This window comes from Burkholderia sp. USMB20 (assembly GCF_000949135.2).
Lineage (GTDB): Bacteria > Pseudomonadota > Gammaproteobacteria > Burkholderiales > Burkholderiaceae > Burkholderia.
This window is the reverse complement of sequence record NZ_JTAN02000018.1, coordinates 76,040-90,052: the sequence shown is the minus strand read 5'-3', so window position 1 is coordinate 90,052 and position 14,013 is coordinate 76,040. Positions and strand designations below refer to the sequence as shown.

Annotated in this window: 14 protein-coding genes and 1 tRNA gene; 10 read left to right on the top strand and 5 right to left on the bottom strand. The window is 66.1% G+C overall.

All coding sequences use genetic code 11. From position 1 onward, the window contains the following. Positions 1–45: 45 nt before the first annotated feature. Entirely contained in the window at positions 46–993 is a 948-nt protein-coding gene (locus PL79_RS22660) for a dihydrodipicolinate synthase family protein (RefSeq protein ID WP_044846060.1), read from the top strand. A 117-nt stretch (positions 994–1,110) separates the two neighbouring features. Here PL79_RS22660 and PL79_RS22655 read toward each other — a convergent pair whose 3' ends face one another. Continuing rightward, positions 1,111–2,784 carry an electron transfer flavoprotein-ubiquinone oxidoreductase gene (locus tag PL79_RS22655; RefSeq protein ID WP_044846059.1) on the bottom strand — a complete coding sequence of 558 codons (1,674 nt, stop codon included), beginning with the start codon at positions 2,782–2,784 and terminating at the stop codon, positions 1,111–1,113. A gap of 178 nt (positions 2,785–2,962) precedes the next feature. Between PL79_RS22655 and PL79_RS22650 the strand changes: the two genes are divergently transcribed. After that, a complete protein-coding gene (locus tag PL79_RS22650; protein WP_044846058.1) occupies positions 2,963–3,739 on the top strand; it encodes an SDR family oxidoreductase in 777 nt (258 codons plus the stop codon). Between the two features lie 32 nt (positions 3,740–3,771). After that, positions 3,772–4,203 carry an acyl-CoA thioesterase gene (locus PL79_RS22645; RefSeq protein WP_044846057.1) on the top strand — a complete coding sequence of 144 codons (432 nt, stop codon included), beginning with the start codon at positions 3,772–3,774 and terminating at the stop codon, positions 4,201–4,203. 99 nt (positions 4,204–4,302) lie between these two features. Here the strand turns inward: PL79_RS22645 and PL79_RS22640 are convergent, their stop codons facing one another. Continuing rightward, entirely contained in the window at positions 4,303–4,848 is a 546-nt protein-coding gene (locus PL79_RS22640; RefSeq protein WP_044846056.1) for a LuxR C-terminal-related transcriptional regulator, read from the bottom strand. 223 nt (positions 4,849–5,071) lie between these two features. Here PL79_RS22640 and PL79_RS22635 point away from each other — a divergent pair, with 223 nt between their 5' ends. Next, the gene (locus PL79_RS22635; protein WP_044846055.1) at positions 5,072–5,776 is read left to right on the top strand and encodes a CoA transferase subunit A; all 705 of its coding nucleotides are present in this window, start codon (positions 5,072–5,074) and stop codon (positions 5,774–5,776) included. 1 nt (position 5,777) lies between these two features. After that, positions 5,778–6,419, top strand: coding sequence for a CoA transferase subunit B (locus tag PL79_RS22630; protein ID WP_044846054.1), 642 nt, complete (start codon positions 5,778–5,780; stop codon positions 6,417–6,419). A 96-nt stretch (positions 6,420–6,515) separates the two neighbouring features. Here the strand turns inward: PL79_RS22630 and PL79_RS22625 are convergent, their stop codons facing one another. The 3 genes from PL79_RS22625 to PL79_RS22615 are packed head-to-tail and all read right to left on the bottom strand — an operon-like array spanning position 6,516 to position 8,855. Beyond that, entirely contained in the window at positions 6,516–7,229 is a 714-nt protein-coding gene (locus PL79_RS22625) for an SDR family oxidoreductase (protein WP_044846053.1), read from the bottom strand. A 46-nt stretch (positions 7,230–7,275) separates the two neighbouring features. Continuing rightward, complete coding sequence (locus tag PL79_RS22620) at positions 7,276–8,289, bottom strand: polysaccharide deacetylase family protein (RefSeq protein ID WP_044846052.1); 1,014 nt, start codon at positions 8,287–8,289, stop codon at positions 7,276–7,278. An 11-nt stretch (positions 8,290–8,300) separates the two neighbouring features. Then, the gene (locus PL79_RS22615) at positions 8,301–8,855 is read right to left on the bottom strand and encodes an ester cyclase (protein WP_044846051.1); all 555 of its coding nucleotides are present in this window, start codon (positions 8,853–8,855) and stop codon (positions 8,301–8,303) included. Positions 8,856–8,993: 138 nt separating this feature from the next. Between PL79_RS22615 and PL79_RS22610 the strand changes: the two genes are divergently transcribed. The 5 genes from PL79_RS22610 to PL79_RS22590 all read left to right on the top strand — a co-directional run bounded on the left by PL79_RS22610 (position 8,994) and on the right by PL79_RS22590 (position 13,810). Beyond that, entirely contained in the window at positions 8,994–9,899 is a 906-nt protein-coding gene (locus PL79_RS22610; protein ID WP_044846050.1) for a LysR family transcriptional regulator, read from the top strand. A 132-nt stretch (positions 9,900–10,031) separates the two neighbouring features. Beyond that, positions 10,032–10,928, top strand: coding sequence for an alpha/beta fold hydrolase (locus PL79_RS22605; RefSeq protein WP_044846049.1), 897 nt, complete (start codon positions 10,032–10,034; stop codon positions 10,926–10,928). Positions 10,929–11,009: 81 nt separating this feature from the next. Next, complete coding sequence (locus tag PL79_RS22600; RefSeq protein ID WP_006758848.1) at positions 11,010–11,363, top strand: RidA family protein; 354 nt, start codon at positions 11,010–11,012, stop codon at positions 11,361–11,363. A gap of 39 nt (positions 11,364–11,402) precedes the next feature. Continuing rightward, complete coding sequence (locus PL79_RS22595) at positions 11,403–13,637, top strand: RelA/SpoT family protein (protein ID WP_044846048.1); 2,235 nt, start codon at positions 11,403–11,405, stop codon at positions 13,635–13,637. Positions 13,638–13,733: 96 nt separating this feature from the next. Beyond that, positions 13,734–13,810 (top strand) — tRNA-Val (locus tag PL79_RS22590). Positions 13,811–14,013: the final 203 nt, after the last annotated feature.

Sequence of the window (14,013 nt, the reverse complement as noted above, 5' to 3'; positions counted from 1 at the left end):
GTCCGTCGGCTACACCCCCGTATTCACTGAAGGAAGGAGAAACAGATGCAACCACATCGGCAATCGAGCGCAACCATCGAGGGGATCGTACCGGTGATGCTGACGCCGTTCGACGACGCCGGCGCGATCGACTACGCAGGCCTCGAGCGACTCGTCGAATGGTATCTGGCGCACGGCTCGGATGCGCTGTTCGCGGTCGCGCAATCGAGCGAGATGCAATTCCTGAGTCTTGCCGAGCGTGCGGAACTCGCGCGTTTCGTGGTCGAGCGGGTGGCCGGGCGCGTGCCCGTCGTCGCGTCCGGGCACATCAGCGACGATCTGGATGCGCAGGTCGCCGAGCTGCGTGCCGCGGCAGAATCGGGTGCGCAGGGCGTCGTGCTCGTGACCAACCGCCTCGATCCGCAGCGCAAGGGCAGCGCCGCGCTTCTCGACCATCTTCACAAGCTGCTCGCCCGGTTGCCGTCGGATCTGCCGCTCGGTTTGTACGAATGTCCGGCGCCTTATCGGCGACTGCTGTCCGATGACGAACTGCGTGCGTGCATCGACACCGGCCGCTTCGTGATGTTGAAGGACGTGAGCTGCGATCTGGAGACGGTGAAGCGACGCGTCGCACTCGCCGCGGGGTCGCCGCTGAAGATCCTCAATGCGAACGCCGCGATCGCATGGGATGCGATGAAGGCGGGTTCGGCCGGTTTCAACGGCGTGTTCACCAACTTCCATCCCGACCTGTACCGATGGTTGCGCACGCAGGGCGGCTCGGATCCGGCGCTGGCCGACGAGTTGTCGACGTTCCTGGTGCTCTCGGCGGTGTCGGAAGCGCTGGGCTACCCGGCGCTTGCGAAGATCTATCATCAACGGATCGGCACGTTCGGATCGATTCGTTGCCGCGCGATCGACTACGACGTGCGCGAGCGCTTCTGGGCGCTCGACGCGGTGCTCGACAAGATCGTGTCCGGTACCGAGCATTTCCGTCGGCGGATCGCGGCGCGTTAGCGCAGCCGATGCGGGCGCGGTGCATGAGTCGCGCGCCCGATGGAGAGCCGGGCGGCGTCGAATGTCGAACGTCGAACCGACGAAAAAAACGCCGCGCGAGGCGGCGTTCTTCGGCAGTTACATGTTCGGATAATTCGGCCCGCCGCCGCCTTCCGGCGTGACCCACACGATGTTCTGCGTCGGGTCCTTGATGTCGCAGGTCTTGCAGTGCACGCAGTTCTGCGCGTTGATCACGAGGCGGTCGCTGCCGTCGTCGTTCTTCACGAACTCGTACACCGCCGCCGGGCAGAAGCGCGCCTCCGGTCCCGCGTAGGTCCGCAGGTTCACGTTCACCGGCACGTTCGCGTCCTTCAAGGTCAGGTGCGCCGGCTGGTTCTCCTCGTGGTTCGTGTTCGAGATGAACACCGACGACAATCGGTCGAACGTCAGCTTGCCGTCCGGCTTCGGATACTCGATCGGCGTGCATTGCGATGCCGGCTTCAGCATCTCGTGGTCCGCATGCTTGTGGTGCAGTGTCCACGGCACGTTGCCGCCCATCAACTTCTGCTCGAGCCCGACCATCAGCGTGCCGAGGTACAGCCCCTTCGCCATCCACTGCTTGAAGTTGCGCGCGCGGTACAGCTCCGTGTACAGCCACGATTGCTTGAAGGCGTCCGGATACGCGTGGAGCTCGTCGCTCTGGCGGCCAGCCTGCAGCGCGTCGAACGCGGCGTCCGCCGCCAGCATGCCGGTCTTGATCGCCGCGTGGCTGCCCTTGATCCGCGATGCGTTCAGGAAGCCCGCGTCGTCGCCAATCAGCGCGCCGCCCGGGAACACCGTCTTCGGCAGCGACAGCAGGCCGCCGGCCGTGATCGCCCGCGCGCCGTACGACACGCGCTTGCCGCCTTCGAGGAACGCGCGGATCGACGGGTGCGTCTTGTAGCGCTGGAATTCCTCGAACGGCGACAGATACGGGTTCGTGTAGCCGAGGCCGACCACGAAGCCGACCACGACCTGGTTGTTGTCCATGTGATACAGGAACGAGCCGCCGTACGTATCCGACTTCAGCGGCCAGCCGGCCGTGTGGATCACGAGGCCCGGCTTGTGCTTCGCGGGATCGATTTCCCACAGTTCCTTGATGCCGATCCCGTACGCCTGCGGATCGGCGTTCGCGTCGAGCTTGAACTTCGAGATCAGCTGACGGCCGAGGTGGCCGCGGCAGCCTTCGGCGAACAGCGTGTACTTCGCGTGCAGTTCCATGCCGAGCTGGAAGTTCTCGGTCGGCTCGCCATCCTTGCCCACGCCCATGTTGCCGGTGGCGACGCCTTTCACGGAACCGTCGTCGTTGTAGAGAATCTCCGCGGCCGGGAAGCCCGGGAAGATCTCGACGCCCAAGGCTTCCGCCTGCTGGCCGAGCCAGCGCGTGACGTTGCCCAGCGAGATCACGTAGTTGCCGTGGTTCTTGAAGTTGTCGGGCAGCGCCCAGTTGGGCGTCGTGACCGCGCTGCTCTCGGACAGGAACAGGAAGCGGTCTTCCGTCACCTCGACGTTCAGGGGCGCACCCTGTTCCTTCCAGTCGGGAAACAGCTCGGTGATCGCGCGCGGGTCCATCACCGCGCCCGACAGGATGTGCGCGCCGATCTCGGAACCCTTCTCGAGCACGCACACGCCGATCTCGGTGCCTTTCTCGGCGGCCAGCTGCTTGAGCCGGATCGCGGCCGACAGCCCGGCCGGGCCGCCGCCGACGATCACGACGTCGTATTCCATCGATTCGCGCGGGCCGTATTGCTCGATGAGGCTTGCGGGGGTCATTGGCGTTCCTCTAACCGTTAGAATGCTTTTATTCGGGAGCGTATTGTCTGCGAAACGAAACGCTTGCCGCAACAGCATGCGGATACATTAGCACGATCGTTCTATTTTATGTGCTAGGGTTATGCTGCGTGGGACAGGGCGCCCGCAGCGGCGAAACGACATCGAAAGGGGATGTGCAATGGGTCGATCGATCAATCTGGAAGGCAAGGTCGCGTTGGTCACGGGCGCATCGAGCGGCCTCGGGCAACGCTTTGCGCAGGTGCTGTCGCAGGCCGGCGCGAAGGTCGTGCTCGCGAGCCGCCGCGTCGAGCGCCTGAAGGAACTGCGCGCGGAGATCGAGGCGGCGGGCGGTGCCGCGCACGTGGTGTCGCTCGACGTCACCGACGTGCAGAGCATCAAGGCGGCCATCGCGCACGCGGAGACGGAAGCCGGCACGATCGACATCCTCGTGAACAATTCGGGCGTCTCGACGATGCAGAAGCTCGTCGACGTCACGCCGTCCGATTTCGAGTTCGTGTTCGACACCAATACGCGCGGCGCGTTTTTCGTCGCGCAGGAAGTCGCGAAGCGGATGATCATGCGCGCGAACGGCAACGGCAAACCGCCTTACCGGATCATCAACATCGCGTCGGTGGCGGGGCTGCGCGTGTTTCCGCAGATCGGGCTGTATGCGATGAGCAAGTCGGCGGTCGTGCAGATGACGCGCGCGATGGCGCTCGAATGGGGCCGCCACGGGATCAACGTCAACGCGATCTGCCCGGGCTATATCGATACCGAAATCAATCATTACCTGTGGGAAACCGAGCAGGGCCAGAAGCTGCAGTCGATGCTGCCGCGCCGGCGCGTCGGCAAGCCGCAGGATCTCGACGGGCTGTTGTTGCTGCTCGCGGCCGACGAGTCGCAGTTCATCAATGGCTCGATTATCTCCGCCGACGATGGCTTCGGCCTCGCCTGAGTGGATGACATTCAGCAACAAAGAAGACTGCAATGAGCGAATATTCCCCCGTATTTGAAATGTCGATGCCGATCCGCTGGGGCGACATGGATGCGTTCGGCCACGTGAACAACACGGTCTATTTCCGCTACATGGAACAGGCGCGGATCTCGTGGTTCGAGGAACTCGGCATCGCGGGCGGCAACGGCGAGGGGCAGGGGCCCGTGATCGTCACGGCGTCGATGGAGTTCCTGAAGCAACTGCACTATCCGGGCGACGTGATCGCGAAGATGTCGGCCGCGAAGCCGGGCCGCAGCAGCTTCGACACCGGTTTCGAGCTGACGCGCGCGGACGATCCGCAGCACGTCTATGCGCGCGGCAACGCGCGCTGCGTGTGGGTCGACTACGCGCTCGGCAAGTCGGTGCCGCTGCCGCAACTGCTGCGCGATACGATCGAGCGCGCGCTCGCGGCGCAGGTCGGCTGAGCGCGGCGGCGCCGAAGCCGGCGCCCGGTGTGTCGCCATTTCCCGATGATCTCCCGAATCGGCCGCTTCACGCGGCCGATTGCCATTCCGGCGCGCGTTTTACTGGCCGAGCAGGCGCTGCAGCAGCTCCGGCGTATTGTTCGTGCCGTACTTGCGCATCAGCCGCGCCCGATAGATGTCGACCGTGCGCGAACTGATGTCGAGCACGCGCCCGATCTGCTTGCTGGTCTTGCCGGTCGCGAGCTGCGCGGCGATCTCGCGTTCGCGCGGCGTCAGCTCGACGGCGACCCGGCGCGTCGCGCTCAAGTCCTCGAAGGTCCAGACGCCCGCCGCGAGCGGCGCGGTGCGGTCGAGCGCGCGGCCCGTCACGTGGCACCAGAACAGCTCGCCGTCGGCCCGTTTCATGATTCTGTCATCGGCGTAGGTGCCGTTCGCGATCATCACGCGCGAGATGCGCTCGCCGATGCGCTGGAATTCGTCCGGCGACGGATACAGCACCTCGTACGACTTGCCGATCAGGTCGGCCCGCGCGCAGCGGAAGATCGCCGCGAGCGCGTCGTTGCAGTCCTCGATCACGCGGTCGCGCGACATCACGAGGCCGAGCGGCGCGAGGTGAAAGGCAGTCTGGTAATCGAGAGCGGGCATGGCGCGGGCAAGCGGAGGCAAATGCTTATGTATTTTTGCGTATTGTGCCGTATCGGCGTCACATCGTACCCTTTCAGGCATCTCGCGGCGGTGTGCCGCGATATAAAAACAGCGCGCCTCGACGCAGGTATCGCCGTGCATGCATAGAATGATGCGGCGGGCTTGCGGCCCAGTGGGCGCGTGAACCGGTTTTGCTGGTTTCCATAGAGGAAGGGACATACAGATGAACAAAGTCTATCCAAGCGCGGCCGCCGCGCTGGAAGGGATCGTCCGCGACGGACAGACCTTCGCGGTGGGCGGCTTCGGCCTGTGCGGGATTCCCGAGGCGCTGATCGCGGCGCTGCGCGATTCCGGCGTCAAGGGCATCACCTGCATCAGCAACAACGCAGGCGTCGACGGCTTCGGTCTCGGCCTGTTGCTGGAAACGCGCCAGATCCGGAAGATGATCTCGTCGTACGTCGGCGAGAACAAGGAGTTCGAGCGCCAGTACCTGGCCGGCGAACTCGAGCTCGAATTCACGCCGCAGGGCACGCTCGCCGAGAAGCTGCGCGCGGGCGGCGCCGGCATCCCCGCCTTTTTCACGAACACCGGCTACGGCACCGTGATCGCGGAAGGCAAGGAAACGCGCCAGTTCGGCGATCGCCACTACGTGCTCGAGCCGTCGCTGACGGCCGACGTCGCGCTGGTGAAGGCATGGAAGGCCGACAAGTCCGGCAACCTGATCTATCGCCGCACCGCGCGCAACTTCAACCCGATGTGCGCGATGGCGGGCAAGATCACCGTGGCGGAAGTCGAGGAGATCGTCGAGAACGGCGAGCTCGATCCGGACCATGTCCACACGCCGGGGATCTTCGTGCAGCGCATCGTGCTGAACGCGACGCCCGAAAAACGCATCGAACAACGCGTCGTACGCGCGAAAGGAGACTGACATGGCCTGGAATCGTGACCAGATGGCCGCGCGCGCGGCGAAGGAACTGCAGGACGGCTTCTATGTGAACCTCGGCATCGGCCTGCCGACGCTCGTCGCGAACCACGTGCCGGAAGGCGTCGAAGTGTGGCTGCAGTCGGAGAACGGGCTGCTCGGCATCGGCCCGTCGCCGACGGAAGACGAGGTCGACGCCGACCTGATCAACGCCGGCAAGCAGACCGTCACGACGCTGCCGGGCTCGTCGATCTTCTCGTCGGCCGATTCGTTCGCGATGATTCGCGGCGGCCACATCAACCTCGCGATCCTCGGCGCGATGCAGGTCAGCAAGAAGGGCGACCTCGCGAACTGGATGATCCCGGGCAAGATGATCAAGGGGATGGGCGGTGCGATGGACCTCGTCGCGGGCGTGAAGCGCGTCGTCGTGCTGATGGAGCACGTCGCGAAGGGCGATCAGCACAAGATCCTCGACGAATGCAACCTGCCGCTGACGGGTGTCGGCGTAGTCGACCTGATCATCACCGATCTCGGCGTGATCGAAGTGACGCCCAATGGCCTGAAGGTGCTCGAGCTCGCCGACGGTGTGAGCGCGGAAGAGATCCAGGCGAAGACCGGCGCGCCGCTCGACGTGAGCGCGGTCGCGTAAGCGCCGGCCTTTCGTCTCGACGCTCGACGCCCCGCGTTCCCCGGTGGAACGCGGGGCGTTTTGTCATGACCGCATACGTCACCCGAATCACGCTAATCACGCGATCGCGCCGCCGCCGTCGACCAGCACCGTCGAGCCGGTTGCATAAGGCGTTGCCGCCAGATACACGATCGCATTCGCGACGTCCTCCGGTCGGCCCACGCGGCGTGCCGGGAGGCGCTGCGCGGCGCCTGCGTACATCGCGTCGCGCGCATCGGGGGCGAGCTTGTCCCACAGCGGCGTCGCGATCAGGCCCGGTGATACGGTATTCACCCGCACGGGCGACAGCTCGAGCGCAAGGCCGCGGGCGAGCGCCTCGAGTGCCGCGTTGATGGCCCCCTGCAGTACCGACGACGCGTTCGGTCGCACGCTGAGGTAGCCCGACACGAACGTCAGCGAACCGCCGGGTGCGATATCGATCGAGCGTGCGACGCGGTATGCGCCCCAGAACTTGCTGTCCATCGCGGCCTGCGCGTCGGCAAGCGGCAGTGCGCGGACCGGGCCCGTCGCTGTCTTCGCGGCCGAAATCACGACGTGGTCGAACTGGCCGGCGCGCGCGCAGAACGCATCGACGGCCGCCGTATCCGTGATGTCGAGCGCTTCGGTGCGTACTTGCGCGCCCGGCGCGGCATCTGCACCGACCCTGTCCGGGTTGCGCGATGCGATCGTCACGACAGCGCCGAGTCGTGCGAATGCGGTCGCGGCGGCGGCACCGATGCCGGAGCTGCCGCCGACGACGAGTACCTTCTTTCCGTGGAGTGAGTCGTTCATGGTGGTCCTTCCGAGGTGAGGGGGTGAGCAGGTGAGCGCAATCCGGTCAGATCGTTTCGGCTTCGCGCAACGTCGACGGGCTGCGCAGCGCAAAGCGGGCGATGTCGTCCTTGCGCATGAAGGCAACGCCCGGATGCGATCGAGCGTAGTGCAGGAATGCGTCCCAGGCGCGGACCATCTGCGGCGTGCCGCTGATCCGGTCGTGCGCGCTGATCGACATCAATCGCCGCCGCTGGCCGGCTTCCGCGTACAACTGGTCGAAATCGAGCTTGATCTGCTCGAGAAACATCGTCGGCGAGTAATTGCGGCCTTCGATCAGCAGGATGTCGTTGTTGCGCAACGTGTATGGAACGACCACGAAATCGCGGCCGTCGACGGTTTCGATGAAGGGCTCGTCGCGGCTGACGTCGTCGATGTGATACACGTAGCCGAGTTCCTGCAGCAGCGGCAGCGTGTGCGGTCCGCGCCGCAGCCAGTTGCAGTTGTAGCCGACCGGGCGCCGTCCCGTCGCCGCTTCGACCATGTCGCGGGCTTCGGTGAGGAAGCGGCGCTCGTCGTCGCGGCTCATCGCGAATTGCGACCGCCAGGTCGGGCCGTGCGCGGCCGCTTCGTGGCCGCGCGACACGATCTCGCGTGCCAGTTCGGGATGCCGGCGCACGGCTTCCCCGATCATGTGCGACGTGACCTTCACGCCATGCCGGTCCCACAGGTCGAGAAGACGCGGGATCCCTTCACGGTAGCCATATGCGAACCACGTGGCCGACGCGAGGTCGACCGGGACCGACGGTGGAAACTCGACGGACGGGAACGGGCTGTCCGCGCCCTTGGGCGGTTGTCCGCCGGCCTCGAACTGCATCGAGATCGAGATGACGAGTCGCGTGTTGTCCGGCCAGAACCCGCTGGCGTTGGTCCCGGCAGCATCCGATATCGGCGCGGCAGTTGCCGACCGGGAGGCGCCCGCGGCCAGCGCGATGCCGGCGGCCGCCCCGGCGCCTGCTTGCGCAAGAAACTTGCGGCGCGCCGGACGCACTGCCAAAGAATCGTAGTCGCTGTCAGTCATCGTCCCCTCCGTCAGCCGACGAGCCCGAGCTGACGCATCAGCGTCAGGTTGTCCTCGATGTGCCAGTTTTCCGCTATCCGGCCTTGGTCGATGCGGTAGATGTCGGTCGCGATGAAGTCGATCGCCTGTCCGCTTCCGGTCGTTCCGTTGAACGTGCCGGTGAAATGGCCGCGAAAGTGCAGGTGCACGACGACACGGTCGCCCGCCACGATCATCTGTTCGATGTCGCAATGCAGGTCCGGGATGGCCGTGCGCATCGTCCTGGACGCCGCGAGTGGCCCCGCTACGCCTTGTTCACGGCCGGCCGGCAACGTCCGGTCGACGAAATCGGCCGCGAGTGCGGCGCGGGCGAGGGTCGCATCACCGGTATCCCAGAACGTGCCGTAGCGACGCGCGGCGAGGATCTGCGCGCGCGCCTGCGTAGCCGGCACGTCGGTCGCGACGGTCAGGCCGTGTGGGTCGAGAAGGTCGGCGGCGCGGGCCGCGACAGGCGACAGCGCGGTGACGCAGGCCGCCGCGGCGATGACGCGGGTGAGCGGGCGCGCGATCGAAGGAAGGATCGACATGGTTTCGGATGTCCTGTGAATGGCGTCGCGGGACGACGCGGAACAGGTATGGTAGGTTTCCGTTCTGAACCCAAATACGGTCTGAAAGCGAATGGATTATTCGAAAAAAGGAAAGGTCGAGGCGAAGCGGGTGCCGCGATGCTGATCGACGATCTCCCGGCGCTCGATACCTTCGCGAGAATCGTGTCGGCCGGTAGCCTGTCCGCGGCGGCGCGCGAGCTGGACTTGTCGCTGTCCGTCGTCAGCAAGCGGCTCGCGCATCTCGAGTCGCAGCTCGGCGTGCGTCTGCTGCACCGGACGACGCGACAGCAGACGCTGACCGACGACGGTGCGCAGTTCCATGCGCAGGTGCTGCGCATCCTGGCCGAGGTCGATCGCGCCGAAACGCTGATGAGCGATCGTCGCGGCACGGTCAGCGGCGTGCTGCGCCTGACGGCGCCCGGCGAACTCGGCCGGCTGCGGATCGCGCCGCTCGTCGCCGCGTTTCAACGACAACATCCGGAGTTGACCGTGCACCTGATGCTGACCGACGCGATCGTGGATCTGCTCGCGCAGGACATCGACGTTGCCGTGCGGATCGGCAGCCTCGCCGATTCGACGATGATCGCGCGCGAGCTGGCGCCGAATCATCGCGTGCTGTGCGCGTCGTCGAGCTATCTCGCCGTGCACGGGCTGCCGGCCCATCCCGCCGAGCTTCGCATGCACCGATGCATCGTGATGGGCGACCAGCCGCGTGCGGAGTGGCGGTTCGACGGCGTACAGGGCGCGGTTGCGGTCGAGGTGACGGCCGCGCTGCTGACGAACGACGGCGGTGCGGCTCGTACGTTGGCGCTGGAGGGCGCGGGCATCGCGCTGAAGTCGATCTGGGATGTCGGTGCCGACCTCGACGCGGGCCGGCTCGTCCGCGTGCTGCCGGCATTCGCCGCACCCGCGGCACCGCTTCATGCGGTCTATCCCGGCGGGCGTCACGTGCCGTTGCGCGTGCGGGCATTCGTCGACTTCCTGCGCGAGCAGTTGCGCGCCTCGTGGCGCCGCGGCGCGTGAGCCGGTGCGAACGATGCGCCGGATGACCGCAGGCGCGTGACGCCCCGCCGTTAAGAAGCGGTTTACAATCGTTTGCATCGGGCGGTGCAAGCATTGCCCGCCGCACCGTCCACGTTCGACAGGATGCCAACGATGCCAACAACCTCAGCGAATCCTCCGGTTCCCCGTCAGCGACGCGTGCAGTGTGCGAGCGCCGCAGGCCTTCACCACGTCGCCTATACCGAATGGGGCGATCCCGCCAATCCGCGCGTGCTGGTCTGCGTGCACGGCCTGACCCGTTCGGGGCGCGACTTCGACCGGCTCGCCGCTGCGCTGTCCGATACGTATCGCGTCGTCTGCCCCGACGTCGTCGGGCGCGGGCGCTCCGACTGGCTCGCCGATCCGCGGCTTTATGCGATTCCGCAATATGTGGCCGACATGGTGACGCTGATCGCGCGGCTCGACGTCGAGTCGGTCGACTGGTTCGGCACGTCGATGGGCGGGCTGATCGGCATGGCGCTCGCGGGGCTGCCCGGTTCGCCGCTGCGCCGGATGATCGTCAACGACGTCGGCCCGCGCATCGAGCCCGATTCGCTGACGCGCATCGGCGAATACCTCGGCGTGCAGCCGCGCTTCGCGACGGAGCAGGAGGGCATCGACTATCTGACGTCGCTGTCGCTGCCGTTCGGCGCATTGAGCGGCGACGAGTGGCGCGAGATCAACGGGCCGTTGCTGCGCGAGCTGCCCGACGGCGGCTGGACGATGCGCTACGATCCGCGCATCGCGGAGCCGTTCAAGGCGACGACGCCCGAACTGGCCGCGCTCGGCGAGGCCGCGCTGTGGCGCGCGATCGAGACCACCGACGCGTCGCTGCTGGTCGTGCGCGGCGAGCGTTCCGACCTGCTGTCGCGCGACACGGCGGCCGAGATGGTGCGGCGCGGCCGGCACGTGACGCAAGCCGAGATCCAGGACGCGGGCCATGCGCCGGCGTTCATCAGCGCCGACCAGATTGCGCTCGCCCGCCGGTTTTTCGTCGAAGGCGGCGCATAAACGCGTCATAATATGCGGTTCGGCGGCACGCGGGCCGTGTCGTCGCCGATTCTTCACCCACTCACACGACCGGAACATTCCATGGCAGTCATTCGTCACCACGTCGGGGCCCGTCTCTCCGAAACCGCGATCCACAACGGTACCGTGTATCTGGCCGGCCAGATTGCCGAAGACACCACCCAGGACATCAAGGGCCAGACGCGCGAAGTGCTCGGCCACATCGACCGCCTGCTCGCCGAAGCGAACAGCGACAAGGCGCATCTGCTGTCGGTGCAGATCTACATTTCGGATCTCGCGAACTTCGAAGGCATGAATGCGGAGTGGGACGCGTGGGTCGCGCCCGGCAATACGCCGCCGCGCGCGACCGTCGAGGCGAAGCTCGCGGATCCGGCGCTGCTCGTCGAGATCGTCGTCGTCGCCGCGCAGCGGAGCTGAGCGAAGCATCACGATGACCGCAATACGCCAGGCCGTGCAATGACCGAGTCCGTTTCCGCTTCTTCCGTCGCGGCGCCGTCGTTCGACGACGTGCTCGCGTTCGTGCGCGAGCGGGCCGGCGACGCGCGCCTGTCGACGGGCGAATTGCTCGCCGATCATTCGGCGGGCACGGCGTCGATCATGCGCACGCTGAACGTCGACCCGCACGCGATGCAGGCGGCTGCGCTGTTCGTGCTGACGCCGCACCTGAACGACCCGGAGCGGGAGTTGACCGAACGCTTCGGCGAAGAGGTTGCGCGGCTCGTATCCGACGTGCGCAAGCTGCTGCGGCTCGGCACCGTGAGCCTGCGCGCCGCGCAGAACGCGATGCCCGACGCCGGGCGCGACGCCGCGGAAGAGCGGCGCACGCAGATCGAGGCGCTGCGCAAGATGCTGCTCGCGTTCGCGCAGGACATCCGCGTGGTGCTGATCCGGCTGGCGTCGCGGCTGCAGTCGCTGCGCTACTACGCGGCGGCGAAGATCGACCCGCCGCCCGACGTCGCACGCGAGACGCTCGAGATCTATGCGCCGCTCGCGAACCGTCTCGGTATCTGGCAACTGAAGTGGGAGCTCGAGGACCTCGCGTTCCGCTTCGAGGATCCGGTCACCTACAAGCGCATCGCCAAGCTGCTCGACGAGAAGCGCATCGAACGCGAGGCGTACGTCGCGCAGGCGATCGAGCGGCTGCAGCACGAACTGGCGGAAGCGCACATCCCGGCCGACGTGAGCGGTCGGCCGAAGCACATCTACAGCATCTGGCGCAAGATGCGCGGCAAGGAGCTCGACTTCTCCGAGCTGTACGACGTGCGCGCATTTCGCGTGATCGTGCCGGACATCAAGGATTGCTACGCGGTGCTCGGCATCGTGCATCACCTGTGGCAGCCGGTGCCGAAGGAATTCGACGACTACATCTCGCGCCCCAAGCCGAACGGCTACAAGTCGCTGCATACGGTCGTGATCGGCGACGACGGCCGCGCATTCGAAGTACAGATCCGCACTCAGGAAATGCACCGCTTCGCGGAGTACGGCGTCGCCGCGCACTGGCGCTACAAGGAAGCGGGCGCGCGCGGCTATGGCGGCCAGTTCTCGGCGAGCGACAAGTACGACGAGAAGATCGCGTGGCTGCGCCAGCTGCTCGCATGGAAGGACGACGTCGAGGACGGCACCGAAGTCTCGGGCGACAAGGCGTGGGCGCAGCTGCGCGAGACGTCGCTCGACGACGACCATATCTACGTGCTGACGCCGCAGGCGCGCGTGATCGCGCTGCCGCAGGGCGCGACGCCGGTCGATTTCGCGTATCACCTGCACAGCGAGCTCGGCCATCGCTGCCGCGGCGCGCGCGTCGACGGCGTGATGGTGCCGCTGAACACGTCGCTCGCGAACGGCCAGACGGTCGAGATCGTCGCGGTGAAGGAGGGCGGGCCGTCGCGCGACTGGCTGAACCTGCAGCTCGGCTACCTGAAGAGCCCGCGCGCGCGACAGAAGGTGCGTGCGTGGTTCAATTCGATCGAGCAGGAAGAGAACATCGCGCACGGTCGCGCGCTCGTCGAAAAGACGCTGCAGCGCGAAGGCAAGACGTCGGTCAACCTCGACAATCTGGCCGCGAAGCTCGGCTTCAAGTCGCCCGATGAGTTGTTCTCGGTCGTCGGCAAGGAGGAATTCAGCCTGCGCAACGTCGAGCACGCGCTGTCCGATGCGCCGCCGCCCGACCATGCGCCCGAGGCGCCTGCCGATTTCGAGAAGCGCAGCAGCGGGGCGAGCGTCGCGCACGGCGCGTCGACCGGCGTGCTGGTGGTCGGTGTCGATGCGTTGCTGACGCAGCTTGCGCGCTGCTGCCGTCCGGCGCCGCCCGACCCGATCAGTGGTTTCGTGACGCGCGGCAAGGGGATGTCGATTCACCGCAGCGACTGCCCGACGTTCCGGCGGATGGCCGAGCGGGCGCCGGAGCGCGTACTGCAGACGACCTGGTCGGCCGACGTGCTGGGCGGCCGTGGCGTGTCCGTCTATCCGGTCGACCTGATGATCGAGGCGAGCGACAGGCAAGGCTTGCTGCGCGATATCTCCGAAGTGTTCGCGCGCGAGAAGATGAACGTGGTGGGCGTGAAGACGCAGAGCCGCCGCAATGCGGCATTCATGCAGTTCACGGTCGAGGTGTCGAATTCCGCGCAGGTGCAGCGGGCGTGCACGCTGCTCGGCGAAGTGCCGGGCGTCGTGCGGGCGGGGCGCAAGGCTTGATGTCCCTGTAATGGGGTTGGAGCCCGATCATTTTGCTGCGGCCGCATAAAAACGCTTGCCAAGTCTGCGTTAGCTCCATATAATCTTAGCTTCTCTAGGCTCGTAGCTCAGCTGGTTAGAGCACCACCTTGACATGGTGGGGGTCGTTGGTTCGAGTCCAATCGAGCCTACCAACGAATTGAGAATGCCCGGTTTTTTCGGGTGTTCGATGCAGTAAATAACTCAACGCGAACAAGGCGAATACGGTTATGACACCGCGAACGTTGACCGAAACCTTTTCGGAGCGACGCTAGTCGAGGAACGTTTTCGCCCTTTCAGTTTGAGTGAAGTATCGAATGCGGCCCCTCGAAAGCGGGGCCGCATTTTTTTTGTCGCG

What these genes read in the sequence shown, in the direction of transcription:
- PL79_RS22630 (WP_044846054.1), top strand. Translation starts at nt 5,778, where the DNA reads ATGGCCTGGAATCGTGACCAGATGGCCGCGCGCGCGGCGAAGGAACTG.
- PL79_RS22640 (WP_044846056.1), bottom strand. Translation starts at nt 4,848, where the DNA reads ATGCCCGCTCTCGATTACCAGACTGCCTTTCACCTCGCGCCGCTCGGC.
- PL79_RS22605 (WP_044846049.1), top strand. Translation starts at nt 10,032, where the DNA reads ATGCCAACAACCTCAGCGAATCCTCCGGTTCCCCGTCAGCGACGCGTG.
- PL79_RS22600 (WP_006758848.1), top strand. Translation starts at nt 11,010, where the DNA reads ATGGCAGTCATTCGTCACCACGTCGGGGCCCGTCTCTCCGAAACCGCG.
- PL79_RS22660 (WP_044846060.1), top strand. Translation starts at nt 46, where the DNA reads ATGCAACCACATCGGCAATCGAGCGCAACCATCGAGGGGATCGTACCG.
- PL79_RS22595 (WP_044846048.1), top strand. Translation starts at nt 11,403, where the DNA reads ATGACCGAGTCCGTTTCCGCTTCTTCCGTCGCGGCGCCGTCGTTCGAC.
- PL79_RS22650 (WP_044846058.1), top strand. Translation starts at nt 2,963, where the DNA reads ATGGGTCGATCGATCAATCTGGAAGGCAAGGTCGCGTTGGTCACGGGC.
- PL79_RS22610 (WP_044846050.1), top strand. Translation starts at nt 8,994, where the DNA reads ATGCTGATCGACGATCTCCCGGCGCTCGATACCTTCGCGAGAATCGTG.
- PL79_RS22620 (WP_044846052.1), bottom strand. Translation starts at nt 8,289, where the DNA reads ATGACTGACAGCGACTACGATTCTTTGGCAGTGCGTCCGGCGCGCCGC.
- PL79_RS22655 (WP_044846059.1), bottom strand. Translation starts at nt 2,784, where the DNA reads ATGACCCCCGCAAGCCTCATCGAGCAATACGGCCCGCGCGAATCGATG.
- PL79_RS22615 (WP_044846051.1), bottom strand. Translation starts at nt 8,855, where the DNA reads ATGTCGATCCTTCCTTCGATCGCGCGCCCGCTCACCCGCGTCATCGCC.
- PL79_RS22625 (WP_044846053.1), bottom strand. Translation starts at nt 7,229, where the DNA reads ATGAACGACTCACTCCACGGAAAGAAGGTACTCGTCGTCGGCGGCAGC.
- PL79_RS22645 (WP_044846057.1), top strand. Translation starts at nt 3,772, where the DNA reads ATGAGCGAATATTCCCCCGTATTTGAAATGTCGATGCCGATCCGCTGG.
- PL79_RS22635 (WP_044846055.1), top strand. Translation starts at nt 5,072, where the DNA reads ATGAACAAAGTCTATCCAAGCGCGGCCGCCGCGCTGGAAGGGATCGTC.